The 19486-nt window shown below is 71.5% G+C and carries 18 protein-coding genes and 2 tRNA genes; 12 read left to right on the top strand and 8 right to left on the bottom strand.

The window, feature by feature from the left end:
* Window positions 1–88 precede the first annotated feature (88 nt).
* Window positions 89–730 carry a DsbA family protein gene (locus ACFXG1_RS15165; protein WP_384712281.1) on the top strand — a complete coding sequence of 214 codons (642 nt, stop codon included), beginning with the start codon at window positions 89–91 and terminating at the stop codon, window positions 728–730.
* A 127-nt stretch (window positions 731–857) separates the two neighbouring features.
* Here ACFXG1_RS15165 and ACFXG1_RS15160 read toward each other — a convergent pair whose 3' ends face one another.
* The 3 genes from ACFXG1_RS15160 to ACFXG1_RS15150 form a co-directional block, all read right to left on the bottom strand.
* Window positions 858–1493, bottom strand: coding sequence for a superoxide dismutase (locus tag ACFXG1_RS15160; protein ID WP_384712269.1), 636 nt, complete (start codon window positions 1491–1493; stop codon window positions 858–860).
* 327 nt (window positions 1494–1820) lie between these two features.
* Window positions 1821–2816 (bottom strand): 2-hydroxyacid dehydrogenase, encoded by a 996-nt coding sequence (locus tag ACFXG1_RS15155; protein ID WP_384712266.1) that lies wholly within the window; start codon window positions 2814–2816, stop codon window positions 1821–1823.
* A 125-nt stretch (window positions 2817–2941) separates the two neighbouring features.
* The gene (locus ACFXG1_RS15150) at window positions 2942–4396 is read right to left on the bottom strand and encodes an amino acid permease (protein WP_384742742.1); all 1455 of its coding nucleotides are present in this window, start codon (window positions 4394–4396) and stop codon (window positions 2942–2944) included.
* Between the two features lie 469 nt (window positions 4397–4865).
* On the opposite strand from ACFXG1_RS15150, the gene ACFXG1_RS15145 reads away from it, so the two are divergent.
* From ACFXG1_RS15145 to ACFXG1_RS15135, 3 genes are all read left to right on the top strand, one after another.
* A complete protein-coding gene (locus ACFXG1_RS15145) occupies window positions 4866–5450 on the top strand; it encodes a biotin transporter BioY (RefSeq protein WP_384712260.1) in 585 nt (194 codons plus the stop codon).
* 197 nt (window positions 5451–5647) lie between these two features.
* Window positions 5648–6133 carry a ribose-5-phosphate isomerase gene (locus ACFXG1_RS15140; protein ID WP_384712257.1) on the top strand — a complete coding sequence of 162 codons (486 nt, stop codon included), beginning with the start codon at window positions 5648–5650 and terminating at the stop codon, window positions 6131–6133.
* A 70-nt stretch (window positions 6134–6203) separates the two neighbouring features.
* Window positions 6204–7028, top strand: a complete 825-nt coding sequence (locus ACFXG1_RS15135; RefSeq protein ID WP_384712278.1) for an Fpg/Nei family DNA glycosylase — start codon at window positions 6204–6206, stop codon at window positions 7026–7028.
* Window positions 7029–7077: 49 nt separating this feature from the next.
* Here ACFXG1_RS15135 and ACFXG1_RS15130 read toward each other — a convergent pair whose 3' ends face one another.
* A complete protein-coding gene (locus tag ACFXG1_RS15130) occupies window positions 7078–8307 on the bottom strand; it encodes a GNAT family N-acetyltransferase (protein WP_384722636.1) in 1230 nt (409 codons plus the stop codon).
* Window positions 8308–8506: 199 nt separating this feature from the next.
* On the opposite strand from ACFXG1_RS15130, the gene ACFXG1_RS15125 reads away from it, so the two are divergent.
* A complete protein-coding gene (locus tag ACFXG1_RS15125; RefSeq protein ID WP_384742737.1) occupies window positions 8507–9652 on the top strand; it encodes a PP2C family protein-serine/threonine phosphatase in 1146 nt (381 codons plus the stop codon).
* A gap of 60 nt (window positions 9653–9712) precedes the next feature.
* Here the strand turns inward: ACFXG1_RS15125 and ACFXG1_RS15120 are convergent, their stop codons facing one another.
* Window positions 9713–10408 carry a DUF998 domain-containing protein gene (locus tag ACFXG1_RS15120; protein WP_384717410.1) on the bottom strand — a complete coding sequence of 232 codons (696 nt, stop codon included), beginning with the start codon at window positions 10406–10408 and terminating at the stop codon, window positions 9713–9715.
* Window positions 10409–10587: 179 nt separating this feature from the next.
* On the opposite strand from ACFXG1_RS15120, the gene ACFXG1_RS15115 reads away from it, so the two are divergent.
* Together ACFXG1_RS15115 and ACFXG1_RS15110 are read left to right on the top strand one after the other, a co-directional pair.
* The gene (locus tag ACFXG1_RS15115) at window positions 10588–10905 is read left to right on the top strand and encodes a YciI family protein (RefSeq protein ID WP_384742734.1); all 318 of its coding nucleotides are present in this window, start codon (window positions 10588–10590) and stop codon (window positions 10903–10905) included.
* A 49-nt stretch (window positions 10906–10954) separates the two neighbouring features.
* Window positions 10955–13000: a DUF6596 domain-containing protein gene (locus tag ACFXG1_RS15110; RefSeq protein WP_384742732.1), complete on the top strand. Its 2046-nt coding sequence runs from the start codon at window positions 10955–10957 to the stop codon at window positions 12998–13000.
* 169 nt (window positions 13001–13169) lie between these two features.
* Here the strand turns inward: ACFXG1_RS15110 and ACFXG1_RS15105 are convergent, their stop codons facing one another.
* Both ACFXG1_RS15105 and ACFXG1_RS15100 read right to left on the bottom strand, forming a co-directional pair.
* On the bottom strand, window positions 13170–13565 hold the full coding sequence (locus tag ACFXG1_RS15105) for a peptidase inhibitor family I36 protein (protein ID WP_384717419.1): 396 nt from the start codon (window positions 13563–13565) through the stop codon (window positions 13170–13172).
* 213 nt (window positions 13566–13778) lie between these two features.
* Window positions 13779–14933: a cation:proton antiporter gene (locus ACFXG1_RS15100; RefSeq protein ID WP_384717422.1), complete on the bottom strand. Its 1155-nt coding sequence runs from the start codon at window positions 14931–14933 to the stop codon at window positions 13779–13781.
* Window positions 14934–15389: 456 nt separating this feature from the next.
* Here ACFXG1_RS15100 and ACFXG1_RS15095 point away from each other — a divergent pair, with 456 nt between their 5' ends.
* Window positions 15390–15584 (top strand): hypothetical protein, encoded by a 195-nt coding sequence (locus ACFXG1_RS15095; protein WP_384717424.1) that lies wholly within the window; start codon window positions 15390–15392, stop codon window positions 15582–15584.
* A 175-nt stretch (window positions 15585–15759) separates the two neighbouring features.
* Here the strand turns inward: ACFXG1_RS15095 and ACFXG1_RS15090 are convergent.
* Window positions 15760–15830 (bottom strand) — tRNA-Gly (locus ACFXG1_RS15090).
* A 225-nt stretch (window positions 15831–16055) separates the two neighbouring features.
* Between ACFXG1_RS15090 and ACFXG1_RS15085 the strand changes: the two genes are divergently transcribed.
* The 4 genes from ACFXG1_RS15085 (at window position 16056) to ACFXG1_RS15070 (ending at window position 19381) form a co-directional block, all read left to right on the top strand.
* A tRNA-Pro gene (locus tag ACFXG1_RS15085) sits at window positions 16056–16132 on the top strand.
* 200 nt (window positions 16133–16332) lie between these two features.
* Complete coding sequence (gene tig / locus ACFXG1_RS15080; protein ID WP_384718891.1) at window positions 16333–17748, top strand: trigger factor; 1416 nt, start codon at window positions 16333–16335, stop codon at window positions 17746–17748.
* A gap of 276 nt (window positions 17749–18024) precedes the next feature.
* Window positions 18025–18627: an ATP-dependent Clp protease proteolytic subunit gene (locus ACFXG1_RS15075; protein ID WP_384718893.1), complete on the top strand. Its 603-nt coding sequence runs from the start codon at window positions 18025–18027 to the stop codon at window positions 18625–18627.
* Window positions 18628–18721: 94 nt separating this feature from the next.
* Window positions 18722–19381, top strand: coding sequence for an ATP-dependent Clp protease proteolytic subunit (locus ACFXG1_RS15070; RefSeq protein WP_384718890.1), 660 nt, complete (start codon window positions 18722–18724; stop codon window positions 19379–19381).
* The last annotated feature ends 105 nt before the right edge of the window (window positions 19382–19486 follow it).

Here is a 19486-nt window from a genome sequence, read left to right as displayed (position 1 = left end):
ACCGGGGGGAATCGGCCGGTCACCTACCTTGTTGTCGCGGCTGACGGCTGTGCCGCGCGAGAGCGCCGGTCCCTTGCGAGGAGAGATGATGTCCGACAACGGCAGAACGCCCGCCGATTTCTGGTTCGACCCCCTCTGCCCCTGGGCGTGGATGACCTCCCGCTGGATCCTGGAGGTGGAGAAGGTCCGGGATATCGAGGTCCGCTGGCATGTGATGAGCCTCGCCGTACTCAACGAGGACAAGCTGGACGAACTGCCGGAGGAGTACCGCGAGGGGCTGAAGGACGCCTGGGCCCCGGTCCGGGTGGTCGCCGCGGCCCGCGCGCTCCACGGCGACGAGGTCGTAGGACCGCTGTACACGGCGCTCGGCACCCGTTTCCACAACGACGGCCGGGGCGCCACGCGGGGCGCCGTCGCCGACGCCCTCAAGGACGCCGGACTCCCCGCCGAGCTGCTGGAGTACGCCGACAAGGACACGTACGACGCCGATGTCCGCGCCTCCCACCAGGAGGGCATCGACAAGGTCGGCCAGGACGTGGGCACGCCGGTGATCGCGGTCCCCGGCGCCGACGGCGAGCAGATCGCCTTCTTCGGACCGGTGGTCACCCCCGCGCCGCGGGGCGAGGCGGCGGCCCGGCTCTGGGACGGCACCCTGCTGGTGGCCTCCACCCCCGGCTTCTACGAGATCAAGCGCACCCGTACGGCGGAGCCCGATTTCTCCAACCTCTGACGGTCCCGCGGCCCGCGCGCCGCGCGTGAAAGGGCCCCCGCGAGTCACGTCCTCGCGGGGGCCCTTCCCTCTTACCGCCCGCGCGTGAAGGTTGAGAAGACGATCACGAGCAGGACGACTATCCCGGTCAGGGGGCGATGAGCGGGGTGCGCCCCTTCGCCTCGGCGTAGCGCTTGGCCACGTCCTGCCAGTTGACGACCTGCCACATCGCCTCGATGAAGTCGACCTTCTGGTTCTTGTACTGGAGGTAGAAGGCGTGCTCCCAGGCGTCGAACACCAGGATCGGCACCGAGCCCTGACCGACGTTGCCCTGGTGGTCGTAGATCTGCTCCACGATCAGCCGACCGCTGACCGGCTCATAGGCGAGCACACCCCAGCCGGAGCCCTGCGTGGTCGCGGACGCCTTCGTCAGCTGCGCCTTGAACTTGGCGAACGAGCCGAAGGACTCGGCGACGGCGTCGGCCAGCTCGCCGACACCGTCCTTGTCCAGCGGCTCACCGCCGCCGTCACCGGTCATGTTGTGCCAGTAGATGCTGTGCAGGATGTGCCCGGAGAGATGGAACGCGAGGTTCTTCTCCAGCCCGTTGATGGCACCCCAGGCGTCCTTGTCCCGCGCCTCGGCGAGCTGCTCCAGCGTGTCGTTGGCGCCCTTGACGTACGCGGCGTGGTGCTTGTCGTGGTGCAGCTCGATGATCTCCGGGCTGATGACCGGGGCGAGCTCGGCGTAGTCGTAGGGCAGTTCGGGAAGTGTGTAGACGGTCATGTCCGGTGGTCCCTCCGGGTGCTGCTTATTGCACATCTTATGCATCTGCACGTTAGCAGCAGGAAAGGCCCCAGCCGGATCATGCCTTGGTCCTAGGACTTCCGCCCCGCCCGGAGTATTCGGGGGCGAGAGGGGCCATCCGGAGGTTTTGGGGCGCGGGGGCTTCGGGGCGGCCTCGGGCCGGAGGTTTGGGGGCGCGGGGAACTGCGCGACAAGCCACGACGGGCGTGCGGACGCCATCGAACGGTCATGCCTACGGCGCGCCGCTACCTCCGGGTTGCCGGGCGCAACGGGCCCGGGGACGGCGCGGCGCCGGGGGTGTGCCCCCTAATGCGAGCGCAAGGCGTACCGCCGGACCTCGGCCGCGATGAATGCCGCCGCCTTCCGCGCCACCTCCCGGCTCGCGCCTCCCACATGCGGTGTCAGGACCAGGCTCGGGGTGGAGAACAGCCGGCTCCCGGGGCGCGGCGGCTCCTCGTCGTAGACGTCGAGCGCCGCCGCCGAGAGCTGTCCGCTGTCGAGCGCGTCGCAGAGCGCCTCGGTGTCCACGAGGGCCCCGCGCGCCGTGTTCACGAGGACCGAGCCGCGCGGCATCAGGGACAGCTCGTGCGCCCCGATCATGCCCCGGGTCTCCCGGGTGAGCCGGGCGTGCAGGGTCACGATCCGGCAGCGGACCAGCATCGCCTCCAGGGACGCGGCCCGTATGCCGTGGACGTCGCCGCGTACATACGGGTCGTAGACGTCCACCTGGGAGCCGAACGCCCCCAGCACCCGGGCGACCCGGCTGCCCACCGCGCCGTAGCCGACGACGCCGACGGTCGCGTCCTCCAGCTCCGTACCGCTGTGTTCATAGGTGTAGTAGGAGCCGTCCCAGTGGCCCTTCGCGGTGAGCGAGTTGTGTGCCTCGGGGATGCGCCGCAGCGCCGACAGCATCAGTCCGAGGGTGAACTCCGCGGTGGCCGCCGCGTTGCGGCCCGGCGCGCAGACCACCCGTATGCCCCGGGCCCGGGCCGCCGCGACATTGACGTTCACGGGCCAGCTGCGGCAGACCGCGATCATCCGCAGCGCCGGGGCCGCGTCGAGGACCCGTTCGGTGAAGGGCGCCATCTGGGTGACGCAGACCTCGACCCCGTCCAGCGCCGCGATGAGCGCGTCCTCGCCGTCGCTGGCCTCCTCGACCTCGCCGACCGGACCGAAGGGCTCCAGCGGCCAGGGCAGGGTCAGTTCGGTGAGATCGAGCGGCGCGTCCGGCAGATCGCGTCTGAGGGCCTCGGCGATCAGGGAGTTGCGGACGAAGTGGTCACCGGCAGCCAGGACTCTCATGCATCGCCTCCGCGTGTGCGGGCGCCGGCCCGCCGCCCCCGGCCCGGCCCCCCGGCCGGCCCGACCGTCCGTCGACTCGTCGACCCGTCGATGGGATCCGAGCTTGGAACCGCGGGCCCGGAGCGTCAATCGTTCGCGCGTACCTTTCGCTCGGTGCGCGCGAACCGCTGCCGTGCGTAGCCGACCGCGGCCAGCGCCGCCACCAGACCGCCCGTGTAGTAGAGCTGGGTCCTGGTCGCCGGCTCACGGGCCATCAGCACGAAGACGGCGGCCATCGCGGCCAGCGCCAGCCAGGTCAGATAGGGGTACGCCCACATCCGTACGACGAGCCGTTCCGGCGCCTCGCGCTCGGTGCGGCGGCGCAGTACCAGCTGGGAGACGGCGATGAAGATCCAGACGACGAGGATGATCGCGCCGATCATCTTCAGCAGCCACATGAAGACGTCGTCGGGCCGCCAGTAGCTGAGCAGGACGCAGCCGAAGCCGAAGACGGAGGACGCCACGACGGCGATCCGGGGCACCTTGCCGAACGTCCTCCCCAGGAACGCGGGGCCCTGGCCGCGGGCGACGAGGGAGCAGGCCATCCGGGACGCGCCGTAGATATTGGCGTTCATCGCGGAGAGCAGGGCGATCAGGACGACGACGTTCATGACCTGGTCGGCGGCGGGGATGCCGAGATGGTCGAGGGTGGCGACGTAGGGGCCCTTGCTCACCACGTCGGGGTCGTTCCACGGCACGAGGGTGACGATGACGGCCATCGAGCCGATGTAGAAGACGGCGATCCGCCACATCGCGGTACGGACCGCCTTGGCCACGCCCTGGACGGGGTGCTCGGACTCGGCGGCGGCGATGGAGACGGTCTCCAGGCCGCCGTAGGCGAAGACGGAGGCGAGGAGTCCGACGATCAGCCCGTCGGCGCCGTTCGGCAGGAAGCCGCCGGTGCCGAAGAGGTTGGCCGTGCCCGGGGCGTCGGTGTCGGGCAGGACACCGGCGATGGCGAGCCCGCCGATCACCAGGAAGAGGGCGATCGCGCCCACCTTCAAGGCGGCGAACCAGAACTCGAATTCACCAAAGTTCTTCACAGATGCGAGGTTCGTCCCGCAGAACACCACCATGAAGAGGGCGACCCACGCCCATTCCGGAGTGCCCGGCAGCCAGCCCGTCATGATCTTCGCGGCGCCGATGCCCTCCAGGCCGACGGCGACGCAGAGCAGGAACCAGAACGCCCAGCCGGAGGTGAACCCGGCCCAGGGCCCGATCGCGCGCTCGGCGTGGACGGAGAACGAGCCGGACGCCGGGTTGGCCGCCGACAGTTCGCCCAGCATCCGCATCACCAGCATCACGAGCAGCCCGGAGAGGGTGTACGCGACGACGATGGAGGGTCCGGCCGCGGCGATGCCCGCGCCGGAGCCGACGAAGAGCCCGGCGCCGATGACGCCGCCGAGGGCGATCATCGACAGATGGCGCTGCTTGAGGCCCTGGGAGAGGGCGACATCGCCGGGGCGGCGCTCACCGCCGTCCCGGCCGCCGGGCGGCCCGGCGGGTTCCGTGTGCTCGGCGGAGGCTGAGGTACGGGACATGGGGAGGCCCTCTTCGGTAGCGGTTTCGGCCGACGGCACGACCGGGAGCGGGGGAGCGGGACCGTCGGCGGGAAAGGGCCACAGTCTGAGCGGCGCGACCGCCCAGAGGGAACGGTTGTCCGCTATACGGTCACGAGGCTCACACATCGTATCCACGGCCTACCCGCGGGTAATAAATCGATCATGGGTATGTCGACCTGGGGACCTTTGGAGAGACCCTACAGAGCACCCCCTGTCGCCTCGATGCGCGCCTGCCCCGCTTTGCACGTGATCAGCGTCACGTCCCGGCCGAGGTGTGAACGAGGCTTTGTGAGATCCCCATGAATCGCTCGGGTCCGCCTTTGTCGGCCACTGATGGTGATCGGGCCGTGGACCCTGGGCTACGGTCGGCCTGTTCCCTTGTCGACAACGTTCCGGCCCCAGCGGCGCCGGACGGGCCGTGCCCCTTCCCACCTTCCGCGGAGACCCGATGAGTACTGCCACCGTCACCTACCGTCCCGGCGCGGTCCTCGCGGACCTGCTGCCCGCCTCCCGTACCCGCGATATCGCGCTCGTCGCGGGCGGTGCCGTACTCACCGGGCTCGCCGCCCAGATCGCCGTCCCCGTCCCGGGCTCGCCGGTCCCCGTCTCCGGCCAGACCTTCGCCGCGCTCCTCGTCGGCACCGCCCTCGGCGCCCGCCGCGGTCTGCTCTCCCTCGCGCTCTACGCGATCGCGGGCGTCGCGGGCATGCCCTGGTTCGCCGAGGGCGAGTCCGGCTGGGGGATGCCGTCCTTCGGCTACATCCTCGGCATGCTGCTGGCCGCCGGGGTCGTCGGCGCGCTGGCCCGCCGCGGCACCGACCGCTCGGTGTGGCGCACCGCGGGCGCGATGGCCCTCGGGTCCGCGATCATCTACGCCGTCGGCGTCCCCTATCTCGCGCTCGCCACGGGGATGACGTTCTCCCAGGCGGTCGCCGCCGGGCTCACCCCCTTCCTGATCGGCGACGCGGTGAAGGCCGCCCTGGCGATGGGCGCACTGCCCGCCGCCTGGAAGCTCGTCGGCCGCAAGGGCTGAGCACCGGGTCCGCGTCGGGGCCGGAGGCTCCCCGGGTCGTACGGTCACGCGACCCGGCGGAGCCTCCCGCGCGTTCCGGCGGCCGTACAGCCCCTGCGGTGTCGGCGGCCCAGGTGGAGTCGGCGGAGTCGGCGGAGTTGTCCACAGGAGTGGCCCCTGCCACGGTCCCGCGGCCCGGCCCGTGCCACACTCGGACCATGCGCGTGTACCTCGGTTCCGACCATGCCGGATACGAACTCAAGAACCACCTCGTCGAGTGGCTCACTGCCCAGGGCCACGAGGCCGTCGACTGCGGCCCCCACATCTACGACGCCCTCGACGACTACCCGCCCTTCTGCCTGCGCGCCGCCGAGCGCGTCGCCGCCGACGCCGACAGCCTCGGCATCGTCATCGGCGGCTCCGGCAACGGCGAGCAGATCGCCGCGAACAAGGTGAAGGGCGTCCGTGCGGCGCTGGCGTGGAGCGAGCAGACCGCCGCCCTCGGCCGCCAGCACAACAACGCCAACGTCGTCGCCGTCGGCGCCCGGATGCACACGCAGGAGGAGGCGGTGAAGTTCGTCGAGATCTTCCTCGCCACCCCGTACTCGGACGAGGAGCGCCACACCCGGCGCATCGACATGCTGAGCCGCTACGAGACCACGGGCGAGCTGCCCCCCGTCCCCGAGGGACACCCGCAGCCGTGACACCCGGGGGGGGGCCGTGCCCACGGCCGCCCGCACTACTGCCGCCGCCCCACCCCTCCAGGAGCAGTACGTGCCCGAAGGGCATACGATCCACCGGCTCGCCGCCGACCACCGGGAGCGGTTCGCCGCCCGGCCGGTCCGGGTGAGCAGCCCGCAGGGCAGATTCTCCGGCGCCGCCGCCCTGCTCGACGGCCGGCCGATGACCTCCACCGAGGCCCACGGCAAGCATCTGTTCCTCGGCTTCGGCGCCCAGGGCTGGATCCATGTCCACCTCGGCCTCTTCGGCCGCGTCGACTTCGGTACGCCGCCGCCCGCACCGCCGCTCGACACCGTCCGGCTGAGGCTGGCGAACCGGGACGCGTACATGGATCTCCGCGGCCCGACGACCTGCGCCCTGATCACCGACGGGGAGAAGGGCGCGATACACGACCGGCTGGGCCCCGATCCGCTGCGCCCGCCCGGCGATCCGCTGTCCGGGGACCCGGATCTCGCGTTCGCCCGGATCAGCCGCTCCCGGACCACGATCGCCGCCCTGCTGCTGGACCAGAAGGTCGTCGCCGGGGTCGGCAACGTCTACCGCGCCGAGGTGCTGTTCCGGCACGGTATCGACCCCTATCGCACAGGCCGTGAGCTGCGCCGGGCCGAGTGGGACGCGATCTGGGCCGATCTGGTCGCCCTGATGCGGGAGGGCGTCCGCCACAACCGCATCGACACCGTCAGGCCCGAGCACACCCCCGAGGCGATGGGCCGCCCGCCGCGCGTCGACGACCACGGCGGCGAGGTCTACGTCTACCGCCGGGCGAACCTCCCCTGCCATATCTGTACGACCCCGGTCCGTACGGCGGACCTGGCCGCCCGCAACCTCTTCTGGTGCCCCACCTGCCAGCCCGCCTGAGGCACCCCGTGCCCGGGGCACCCCGGGCACGGGCCGTTCGGACGGCGGATCAGAAGTCGTGCGGATTCCAGGGCGCGGGGTCGGAGCCGAACGCGGTGGAGACCGCCGCGACCGCCCCCGGCCGCAGCTCCCGGAGCAGCCCTGCCGCCGCCAGGCTCACCGGCGTCACCCCGCCCAGGTAGAGGGCGCCCAGGGACCCCACCGACAGCGCGAGATCGGCCGGGTCGGCCGTCCGCTCGCAGACCGCGCCGCCGGCGTCGGCCGACAGCCGCCAACGGCCGGTGTTCCAGCCGCAGAACGCGTCGTCGACGTCGAGGACCACATCGACCGGCGCCCGGTAACCCCGGGCCGTCAGCGCCGCGCCGACCTCGACCAGCCGGACATGGAGGCCGTCCCACTGGCGCAACCCGCACCGCCGCTGGTCCGAGACCAGCTGGAGCAGCGGATCGTCCACCGGCAGGCTGTACTTGACCAGCTTCGACGTCAGATCCATCCCGAAGAGATAGCGCCAGAGCGCCGCCCGTGACGCCGGGTCGTCGGCGTGCACGTCCTGGACCTCGACCGTCCCGGCCGGTCCCGACGCGTCCCACTCCTGCCGGTTCCGGTAGCGGGCGTAACCCGTGACCTCGCCGTCCCGCTCGGCCAGTACGCACAGCAGCGGCGCGGACGGATCACGGTCGAGTACCTGGAGGTCCGCCCAGTGGGGCAGCCGGGCGATCATGCCGGGCCTGGTGGGCACGGCCCGCGCGTACACGGCCTCGCACGCCGCGACCACGGCGTCGTCCCCGACCGGCGCCGTCCGGAGCCGGATCGCGTCGGTGCCGTCGGGCAGCGGACCGAGCCGGACCCGCGGAGTGTCGATCTCCACCCGCAGCAGCCGGCTCGCGGCCCCGTATCCGAACCGTCCGTAGATCGCCTGCTCGGACGCCGTCAGCATGGCGAGCGGTTCGCCCCGCTCCCGCAGATCGTCCAGCTGACGCCGCATCATCGCGGTGAGGATCCCCTGCCGCCGGTGGGTCGCGGCGACGCTCACCATCGTCACGCCCGCGAACGGCGCGAGCCGGCCGCCGGGCACGGTCACTTCGAAGTGGAAGGAGCCGGCGGTCCCCACGACGAGGTCGCCGTCCCGGGCGGCGATCGCCCGGCCGGGATCGATGACGGCCCGGACCAGCTCCCGGTGCTCCGGCCCCTTGCCGGCGCCTCCGAAGGCGCTCTGCAGGACGTCGTACCACGCGTCCACATCCTTGGGGGACAGCACTTGAAGCTCAGTTCTGGTCATACGGCCATCTGTACCTCAGGAGCCCCGGGACAACCAGTGACTTTTCCGTTGTCCCAGGAGTCTCGGAGGCCCCGGGACTGTGTCCTGTCATATGCCATGATGATCGGGCGATATATCGACAGTGCGATCCGATTTCGAACACATTGTCTGAGGGGTCCCCCTGCACGAACACCGTATGGATCGATAAGGTCACACGACAATGGCCCAGAGATACGCGGCAGATTCGATGCGGGCCCGGATGCGCAAAGCGGTGCACCGGGTCCGTGTCTCGCTGCGCAAATCCGCCGTCGACTACTTCCGCGGCGACGGCTCCGACACCCTCGCCCTCGCCGGGCTGCTGGTCACCGTCCCCCTGCTGACCTGGGGCACGACCCTCAACTCCGAGTGGATCTCACCCGCCGCCCTCGTTCTGCCGATCGTCGCGGGCGCGCTGGTGCTGCGCCCCGCCAGCCTGCTGGGCCTCTACGCGGCCTGCGCGGGCGGACTGATCGTGGAGAGCTTCGCCCTCGGCCCGTACGGCGACGGACCGGCCCGGGTCACCCCCGGCATCGTGCTCGTGGTGGCGGCCTGCGGCTTCTTCGGGCTGCTCATCGCCCAGTTCAGGGCCCGGGTCGGGGTGCCCTGGCGGCGCGGCGGCACCATGCTCTTCGACCTGCGCGAACGGATCCGGGTCCAGAGCGCCCTGCCCCGGCTGCCCAAGGGCTGGCACCGGGAGATGGCGCTGCGCCCGGCCGGCGGACAGTCCTTCTCGGGGGACTTCGTCGTCGCGGCCCGTACCCACGGCGGCCGGACCCTGGAGATCGTGCTCACCGATGTCTCGGGCAAGGGCATGGACGCGGCGTCCCGGGCGCTGCTGCTCTCCGGGGCCTTCGGCGGCCTCCTCGGGTCGCTGCCCCCGCACGGCTTCCTGACCGCCGCCAACGGCTATCTGCTCCGCCAGGACTGGGACGAGGGCTTCGCGACCTCCGTCCACCTCGTCCTCGATCTGGACTCCGGTGACTTCGAGTTGTACTCGGCGGGCCATCTCCCGGCGCTCCAGCTCAACGCGGGCAGCGGGGTCTGGGAGGAGAAGGCCGCCGAAGGGCCGCTCCTCGGGGTGTACGACGGGGCGCAGTTCGACCCCGTGAAGGGGTCACTGCGCCCCGGTGACGTCCTGATGCTCTTCACCGACGGCCTGGTGGAGGCCCCGGGCCGCGACCTCGGTGAGGGGATGGACCGGCTCACCGGCGAGGCCGACCGCTATGTCCACGCCGGGTTCGAGGGCGCCGCCTGGCATCTCATCGAGGCGGTGGCCAAGGACGTCAACGACGACCGCGCCCTGCTGCTGCTCTGCCGAGGCTCCTGACCCGGGCCTTCCGGCCGGATCCCGTCGATCCGGCCGACTTCCCGCGGGAGACCCCGGCTTTCAGACGGACCGGCGGGCGAGCCGGGCCGTGACGGCGGCGATCCAGACCATCGCCGTGATCGAGCCCGTCGCCAGGACCAGGGATCCCGCCGGACCGCCGCTCATCCCCCAGACGTTGCCGAACAGCAGCGCCGTACCGGCGATCCGGGAGGCGACGGCCGCCCCGCGCCGGCGGGCCCGGGAGAACCGCCGCCCCAGCACGTAGTTCGCGGCGATCAGGGCGCCGAAGGTGACCATACCGGCGACCAGATGGGCGACGGCCGGCGCCGACATGGAATCCGGCGCCCCCTCCGGTGCCCCGGCGAAGCCGTGCGACGGGTCCATCACGAAGACCCCGGCCGCGATCATCCCGAGGCCGTACACGGTCAGCAGCCGGGGGAACCAGACCCCGCCGGTCGCACCGTACGGGACCCGCCGCACCCCGGCGGCCCCGGCGAGCGCCAGCACCCCGGCGACCACGAAGTTGGTGATCTGGAGCCAGCCGAGCGACCCGTTGGCCAGCATGCTCATCGGATGCACGGTGAGCTCGAAGCCCTCCCGGGTGACGGCCTGGCCGACCGATACGGCCGCCCACAGCGGACCGGCGACGGCTCCGGCCACGAGAAGGGCCCGGGTCCGGCCCCCGGCGGCGGCACGGCCACGGGACGCGGACGAAGCAACCCGGGAGACGGGGGAGTTGAGGGTGTCGGTGGCCATGGGAGGGGTTCCTTCCGCTGTGGTGCTCCTGCTCTCACCACCACGTCGATCCGGCGATACGACAGGGAATGGCTACCATTCCCTGTCACCTATGCTGTTCGACGTGGTGGTGAGAGCACGGCGGATCCCACGCCGGGCCCGACGCACCGAGAGAGAGCGAGAGCGCGATGCGATACCTGATGACGACCCGGGTCACGGAGACCACCCCCGCCGCCGACGAGCGCCTCTTCACCGAGATGGCCGCCTTCGTCGAGGAGCTGACCGCGTCCGGCGTTCTGCTGGCCACCGGCGGACTGGCGCCGGAAGGTGTGCGCGTCTCCCTGTCCGGCGACGAGATCACGGTCACCGACGGCCCCTTCACCGAGGCCAAGGAGGCCGTCGCTGGCTTCGCCCTGGTGGAGGTCCGCAGCCAGGAGGAGGCCGTCGAGCTGGCCCGCCGCTTCCGCCGGATCGTCGGCGACGGCGAGAGCGTGATCCAGCAGGTCTTCGGCGGCTGACCGGGACCAGGGGCGGAGACCGGGACGACGGGGAGCGGCGGGTGAACCGGTGACGGATGTCCACGCCGTGGTCGGCGCCGTCTGGAAACAGGAGTCCGCGCGGATCGTCGCCGGGCTCACCCGGCTCGTCCACGACGTCGGAATCGCCGAGGAGTCGGCCCAGGAAGCCCTGGTATCCGCCCTGGAGAAATGGCCCGTTTCGGGCGTCCCGGAGAACCCGGGCGCCTGGCTCACGGCCGTCGCCCGCCGCCGGGCGATCGACACCATCCGCCGTGCCCGGACCCTGGAGGAGAAGCAGGGCGAACTCGCCCACGGGGTCCGGGAACAGTGGCGTGAGGAGACCGCGCCTGAGCCGGCCGCGCACGACGTCCCCGGAGACGGCCCCGGCGCCTCCGAAGACGCCCCCGGCGACGCCTTCGACGACGATCAGGACGACGTCCTGCGGCTGATGTTCCTCTCCTGCCACCCCGTCCTCTCCACCCCCGCCAGGGTCGCCCTCACCCTGCGCCTCGTCGGCGGACTGACCACCACCGAGATCGCCCGCGCCTTCCTCGTCACCGAGACCGTGACCGCCCGCCGGATCGCCGACGCCAAACGCGCCATCGCCGACGCGGGCGTCCCTTTCGAGCTGCCGCCGGCCGACGAGCTGGCCGGGCGGCTCTCCGCCGTACTCGAAGTGGTCTACCTGATCTTCAACGAGGGGTACGCGGCCACCGGCGGCGACGACCTCCTGCGCCCCGGACTCACCCTCGAAGCGCTCCGTCTCGGACGGCTGCTGGCCCGGCTCGCCCCCACCGAGCCCGAAGTCCACGGACTCGTCGCCCTGATGGAGATCCAGGAGTCCCGCGCCGCCGCCAGGACCGGAGCGTCCGGCGAGCCCGTACGGCTCCACGAGCAGAACCGGGGCCGCTGGGACCCGCTGCTGATCCGCCGGGGCTTCGCCGCCATGCTGCGCGCCCGGGACGCCGGCCGGGCGAAGGGGACGCCCCCGGGCCCGTACGTCCTCCAGGCCGCGATCGCCGTCACCCACGCCCAGTCCCCCAGCGCCGCCGAAACCGACTGGGCGGGCATCGCCGGGCTGTACGACTCCCTGGTCCGGCTGCTGCCCACCCCGGTCGTCCGGCTCAACCGGGCCGTCGCCGTCGGCCACGCCCGGGGACCGGCCGCCGCGCTCGCCCTCGTCGACGGCCTCGCCACCGATCCGGCGCTGCGCGACTACCACCTGCTGCCGGGGGTACGGGGCGATCTGCTCGCCCGCCTCGGCCGGTACGCCGAGGCCGGGATCGACTTCGAACGGGCCGCCGCCCTCACCGCCAACACCGCCGAGCGGGCCTTCCTGCGCCGCCGCGCCGACGCCGCCGCCCTCGCGGCCGTCCACAGCGCGCCCCCCGGGCCCGCCGCCGACGAGGGCCCCCTGCTCGGGCCCGCCGCCGACGCCTTCCTGGCCCGGGACGGACTCGACCCCGCGACCCTCCGCTCGTACGGCCGGACACTCACCCGGCTGCGGCGCGCCCTCGGCGACCGGCTCCCCCTGGAGTCGCTCACCCCCGGGACCGTCGCCCGGGTCTTCGACACCGCCTGGTCCACGGCCGCGCCCGCCACCTGGAACCGGCACCGCTCCGCGTACCGCTCCTTCGCCGCCTGGGTGCCGCTGGACGCGGAGGTCGCCGCCGGGCCGCCCCGGCGTACCGGAACCTCCGCCCCGATCCGGCCGATCCCCGCCGCCGGGCTCGAAGCGCTGTGGGCCCGTACCGACCTCGCGCCGCGCGAACGGACCCTGTGGCGGCTGCTGTACGAGTCGGGGGCGCCGGTCACCGCCGTTCTCGCGCTCGATGTGGAGGCCGTCGAAGCCGACGACCGCCGGGCCCGGTCGGGGCGGCGCTGGATCACCTGGCGCGCGGGGACGGCCCGGCTGCTCCCCGAGCTGATCGGGGAGCGTACCGAAGGCCCCCTGTTCCGTACCGTGCGCCGGGCGGGACCCGCCCCGGCGCGGCTGAGCTACGAGCGCGCCGAGTACCTCTTCAAACAGGCGACGCGGGAGCTGGACCCGGACGGCGAGGGCTGGACCCTGAGCCGGCTGACCCGCTCGGAGTGACGGCCTCGCCGGGCCGGGACACGACGAAGGGGGCCGGACCGTTTCCGGCCCGGCCCCCGCACCGGCGGCTCCTCGCCACCTCCTCCACCACGCCCGGTGTCCCGCTCCACGACGACGACCCGACCCGACGCGCCCCGACGCGACTGGGCCCGACGCGCCGCGGTTCAGCTCAGCACCGGACCGACGACGCCTGGTCGTTCTCGCTCGCGAGGACGTTCACGCGGTAGCCGTTGTACTGCACATGCCGGTCGCCGCCCTGGTAGGCGTGCACCCACCAATAGCAGGTGGTACCGGAGTCGTTGGACCACGACGACATCTGATCGTTGAAGCCGTAGTCCCCGAGGTTGCCGATGTAGTCACCGGCCTGGATCGCGATACCACCCCCCGTGTAGTTGTAATCGCGGTACAGACAGAGGCTGTTCGACGGACAGTTGGATCCCGAGAAGTGCGAGGGAGCCGCGGCCGCCCGGGCGACCGGGGCGGCGGGGGCCGCGGCGATCGCGGACGGTGCGAGGGCGAGACCCGCGGTCAGCGCGGCGGCGGCGAGCAGGGCGAAACGGCGCATGGGAGATCTCCCGGTTCATGGAGGAGTGCCGGACCTTTCCGGCGACGGGGGAGAGATGTCCATGCCCCGAATCCCCCAACCCCGCCGCTCACCCGGATGGCGCGGGCGCGCGGAAGTGCGGGAGGCGCGGCCGTACGCGACGGAGCGCGGCGGCCGCCCGAGGGCAACCGCCGCGCTCCGTAACGCTCTTGGCCGTGGTGAGGGCCTTTCCTCCTAACCCACTGCCGCGGGTTGGCGGGACGGCATGATCTTCGCGATGAGGCCGGAGCGGCCGGCCGCCAGCGGGCCGAGGACCGCGAGGATCAGGACGTATCCGGCGATGAAGGGGGAGAGCCGGTCGTCGAGCCCGGCGCCCGCCGCCATGGTGGCGAGGATCAGCGCGAACTCACCGCGCGCCAGCAGGGTCGTGGAGATGTTCGCGGCCGGCAGCGGACCGAACTCGTACATCCGGGCGGCGGCTATCCCGGCCAGGACGTTCATCGCCAGCGTCACCGCGACCGCGGCGAGCACCGGCCAGAGCACGACCGGCAGATCGCCCGGGTCGATGGAGAGGCCGAAGGCGAAGAAGAAGATCGCGCCGAAGGCGTCCCGCAGCGGATGGACCAGCCTGCGGATCCGGTCGCCGGACGTGGTGCTGCCGAGCATCAGACCGACCATGAAGGCGCCGATGGCGTCCGCGACCCCGAACCACTCCGAGACCCCGGCGAGGAAGACGGCGGCACCGAGGAAGGAGATGACGAGCAGCTCGTCGTCCTTGGTGTTGATGAGCCGTCCCACGACCCGGGTACCGAAACGGGCGGCGAGCGCCAGCAGCAGCAGGAAGCCGAACGCCTTGCCGGCGTCCATGACGGCGGCCGAGAGGCTGTCGGCGCCGGAGAGTATCGGCTGGAGCGCGGCGAGGTAGAGCGCCAGGAAGATGTCCTCGACCACGATGATGCCGAGGATGGGTTTGGTCTCCTCGTTGCCGATCCGGCCGAGGTCGACCAGCACCTTCGTCACGATCGCGGACGAGGAGATACCGAGGACACCGGCGAGTACCAGCGCCTCCGACGTGCCCCAGCCCAGGGCGAACCCGAAGGCGAGCCCGGCGCCGACGTTCAGGAGGAGATAGACCCCTCCCGCCATCGCCATCCGCCGGCCGCCGCGCTTGAGGTCGTCGAGATGGAATTCGAGACCGAGGTAGAAGAGGAGGAGCACCAGGCCGAGGGCGGAGAGCATCTCCAGGTCGTGCGGGTCGGAGACCAGCACGAAGCCGGGGGTATGCGGTCCGAGCAGGATCCCGGCCAGGATGAACAGGGGGATCGTTGGCAGTCCTATCCGGCCGCCGAGCCGTGCGAGGAAGGCGGCGGCGAGGAAGGCGCCGCCCATGGCGATGAGGGTGTCTGCGTGTCCGATGGCTCAATCCTTCACGGTTGAGTCGGCCACCGGATGACGGGGACGGGGCAGCCGACTGGGGACGAGTCAAAAGGGCGTCAAGGAACCGTCAGTAATTAGTTTACCAAAAGATTGATGTTCGCAACTAAGTGCGGTCGTAGCGCCCCCGGACTCCCCCGCGCCGCCGCCCTGTTGACCCCGTCCCCACCCCGGCACGTCCTCAGCCGCGCCCTCACCTCGACGCCACGGCCACGACGCCTTCGCGCGCACCGGACGCGGATGGGCGGCCGGCTTCTCGTGGCACGGGCCGGGCGGACCGATGGATTCCGCTCAGGGACGAATCATCCGTGACGCGGCATACATCGCGTTCCCGGTGGCACGATCCCGGGCAGACGGCGGCGGGCCCGCCCGCCGCGTCCGCGAGACGGATCGACCGAGAGTGTGATCGCCGTGGCCATTTCCCTGTCCCTGGTGCTCCTGATGGGCATCGTCCTCGTCCTGCTGATGCGCTCGGGATCGCTCAAAGCGGGCCCGGCCGTCGCGGCCGTCCTCTTCGGCTTCTTCCTCGCCTCGTCCGGCATGGCCCCGGACATCCGCAGATTCCTCGACTCCCTGGCCGACGGCATCAGCGGTATCTCCTTCTGATCCCCGTCACCCGGCGCCCGTCCCGCCCGGCGCACCGGGAGCGCGCCGGGGCGCCCCGGCGCGAGAGCGTTCCGGGGCGCGCCGGGAACGCCGCGCGTACCGGGGCCCGCCGACGCCGCCGGAAAAATGGAGAGGCCCGCGGCCGGTTCGCAAACCGGCCACGGGCCTCTGTCCGAGCGGGCGACGGGAATCGAACCCGCGTAGCCAGTTTGGAAGACTGGGGCTCTACCATTGAGCTACGCCCGCGAGCACCTGAACGGTGCCGGTGCCGCAGGTCCGCGGCACGAGGAGCATCGTAGCGGGTCCCGGGCGCCCCCCGCACACCCGTATCGCCCCCCGGCGTCCGCCGGTCGTCGGGCGAGGGCCGCGGCGGTCCGCCGGATCACCCCCGTGCGCCCGTGCGCCCTCCCCGTGCACGCGATAACCAGCGGCCACCCTGCCTGCGAACATGTACCCTACGTGTCGCACCGACGGGGTGTGGCGCAGCTTGGTAGCGCGTCCGCTTTGGGAGCGGAAGGTCGTCGGTTCGAATCCGGCCACCCCGACCACTGTCTCCGGCGCCCCGCAAGATCGCGTTGTGGGGCGCATCCTGCATACAGCTACTATGCAAACTGCGTGCCCGCGTGTCCGAACACGGGCGAGTGCCGAAACCGGCCGCGGCGTGACCGCCCGGGTCGGCGACCCGAGCCGCGCCGAGGTGCGGGGACGCTGTATGACCCCAGTATTCAGCCATCAAGGAGACCGAACCGTGAAGAGCGCCGTGGAGACCCTGAACCCGACCCGGGTTCGGCTCACTGTCGAGGTGCCCTTCGAGGAGCTCAAGGACAGCCTCGACGCGGCGTACAAGAAGATCAACCAGCAGGTCACGGTCAAGGGCTTCCGCAAGGGCAAGATCCCGGCCCGGGTGATCGACCAGCGGTTCGGCCGGGGTGCGGTTCTGGAGGAGGCGGTCAACGACGCGCTTCCGAAGTTCTACTCCGAGGCGGTCCGCGAGGCCGAGCTGAACGTGCTCGGCCAGCCCGAGGTCGACATCACGGAGCTGAAGGACGGCGAGACGCTGAACTTCACCGCCGAGGTCGACGTCCGCCCCGAGCTCGAGATCCCGGACTACTCCGGCATCGAGATCGAGGTCGACGCGGTCGAGGTCACCGACGAGGACATCGACAAGTCGGTCGAGCAGCTCCGTGAGCGCTTCGTCACCACCACCCCGGTCGAGCGCGCCGCCGCCGACGGCGACGTCGTCACCGTGGACCTGACCGCCAAGGTCGACGGCGAGGTGCTCGCCGACGGCGTGGCCGACGGTGTTTCCTACACCATCGGCTCGGGCGAGCTGCTGGACGGCATCGACGACGCCGTCACCGGCCTGGAGGCGGGTGGCGAGGCCACCTTCACCTCCCAGCTGAAGGGCGGCTCGGCCACGGGCAAGGACGCCGAGGTCACCGTGAAGGTCACCCAGGTCGCCGCCCGTGAGCTGCCGGCCCTCGACGACGACTTCGCCCAGCTGGCGAGTGAGTTCGACACCCTGGAGGAGCTGCGCGGCGACAGCCGTAAGCGCCTGCAGAACATGAAGGCGTACGACCAGGCCACCCAGGCCCAGGAGCGGGTGCTGGACGAGCTGCTGAAGCTCGTCGAGGTGCCGATCCCCGAGAAGCTGCTCGAGGACGAGGCCAACACCCGCAAGCACAACCTGGAGCACCACCAGCTCGGCCAGATGGGCCTCGACCTCGACAAGTACCTGGAGATCCAGGGCAAGACCGCCGAGGAGTTCGACAACGAGACCCGCGAGCAGGCGATCAAGGGCATCAAGACCCAGTTCGTCCTCGACGCGCTGGTGAGCAAGGAGAAGCTCAACGTCAGCCAGGACGAGCTGACCGAGCACCTGATGCGCCGTGCCGCCTCCTCCGGCATGAGCCCCGACCAGTTCGCCCAGGCCGTCGTCGAGGGCGGCCAGGTGCCGATGCTCGTCGGCGAGGTCGCCCGCGGCAAGGCGCTGGCCGTGGTCGTCGAGGCCGCCAAGGTCGTCGACACCAACGGTGAGCCCGTCGACCTGGACGACGAGGACGAGACGGAGGCCGCCGCCGAGACCGTCGAGGCCGCCGTCGAAGGCGACGCCGCCGAGGCCGACGCCGAGAAGGACGAGAAGGCCGACAAGGCCGAGGCGTAACCCCTCCGGGCGGCCCGGTCCGCCCGCAGGAACGCCCGCAGGGCCCGGACGCACCCGCGTCCGGGCCCTGCGCCCGTCGCCGGCCCGCCCGCGCGGCATTCCCCGCCCGTGACCTTGCGCTCCGAGCGAACAGTTCGGGAACCGGGATGGCGTTGTCCGACCTGCGCGTTAGGGTCCATGAATACGAGGGTCAGGGGAGTACCCGGCCCCGGCTGAAGAGACGCTGAGACGGCGGGCAGCCGTCAGAGACGAGCAGGTGGACACGTGACGAATCTGATGCCCCAAGCCGCAGGTGAGCCGTCCCTCGGTGGCCTCGGCGACCATGTCTACAACCGACTGCTCGGCGAGCGCATCATCTTCCTCGGCCAGCAGGTCGACGACGACATCGCCAACAAGATCACCGCACAGATGCTGCTCCTGGCCGCCGACCCGGAGAAGGACATCTACCTCTACATCAACAGCCCCGGTGGCTCGGTGACGGCCGGCATGGCGGTCTACGACACCATGCAGTACATCCCGAACGACGTGGTGACCATCGGTATGGGCATGGCGGCCTCCATGGGCCAGTTCCTGCTCACCGGCGGCACCCCCGGCAAGCGCTTCGCGCTGCCGAACACCGACATCCTGATGCACCAGGGCTCCGCCGGCCTCGGCGGCACCGCCTCCGACATCAAGATCCAGGCCGAGTACCTGCTCCGGACCAAGCAGCGGATGGCGGAGATCACCGCCCGGCACTCCGGCCAGACCATCGAGGCGATCCTCCGCGACGGCGACCGCGACCGCTGGTTCACCGCGGAGGAGGCCAAGGAGTACGGCCTCATCGACGACATCATGTCGTCCGCGTCGCACGTCCCGGGCGGCGGCGGCACCGGCGCCTGAGCGTCCGCGTACCCCACGCCCAAGCCACCGAGCCCGTGGCGGCGCCCGTAAGGCGCCACCGGGCCACTCGAACCGGAAGGCCGAGAACACCCCCATGAGCAACTTCTCCGCGAGCGGCCTCTACACCGGCCCGCAGCCGGACAACCGCTATGTCGTCCCGCGCTTCGTCGAGCGCACCTCCCAGGGCGTGCGCGAGTACGACCCGTACGCGAAGCTCTTCGAGGAGCGCGTGATCTTCCTCGGGGTGCAGATCGACGACGCCTCCGCCAACGACGTCATGGCCCAGCTGCTGTGCCTGGAGTCGATGGACCCCGACCGGGACATCTCGATCTACATCAACAGCCCCGGCGGCTCCTTCACGGCGCTGACCGCGATCTACGACACCATGCAGTTCGTGAAGCCCGACGTCCAGACGGTCTGCATGGGCCAGGCCGCCTCCGCCGCGGCCATCCTGCTCGCCGCCGGTACGCCGGGCAAGCGCATGGCCCTGCCGCACGCCCGTGTGCTGATCCACCAGCCGTCCTCGCAGACCGGCCGGGAGCAGCTCTCCGACCTGGAGATCGCCGCCAACGAGATCCTGCGGATGCGCAGCCAGCTGGAGGAGATGCTGGCCAAGCACTCCACGACCCCGCTGGAGAAGGTCCGCGACGACATCGAGCGCGACAAGATCCTCACCGCCGAGGACGCGCTGGCGTACGGTCTGATCGACCAGATCGTCTCGACCCGCAAGACCACGGCGGGCGCGGCCGTCTGACCCGGTGCCCTCGGTCTTGGCGCGGTCCATGAGAATGTGAACCGCGCCAAGAGGGGCCCGAACGGGGCCCCGGGCACGGTACCGTCGAATATGAGGCACGAGGAG

This window comes from Streptomyces sp. NPDC059248 (genome assembly GCF_042753905.1).
Taxonomy (GTDB): Bacteria; Actinomycetota; Actinomycetes; order Streptomycetales; family Streptomycetaceae; genus Streptomyces.
This window is presented reverse-complemented; position numbering and strand designations above follow the sequence as displayed.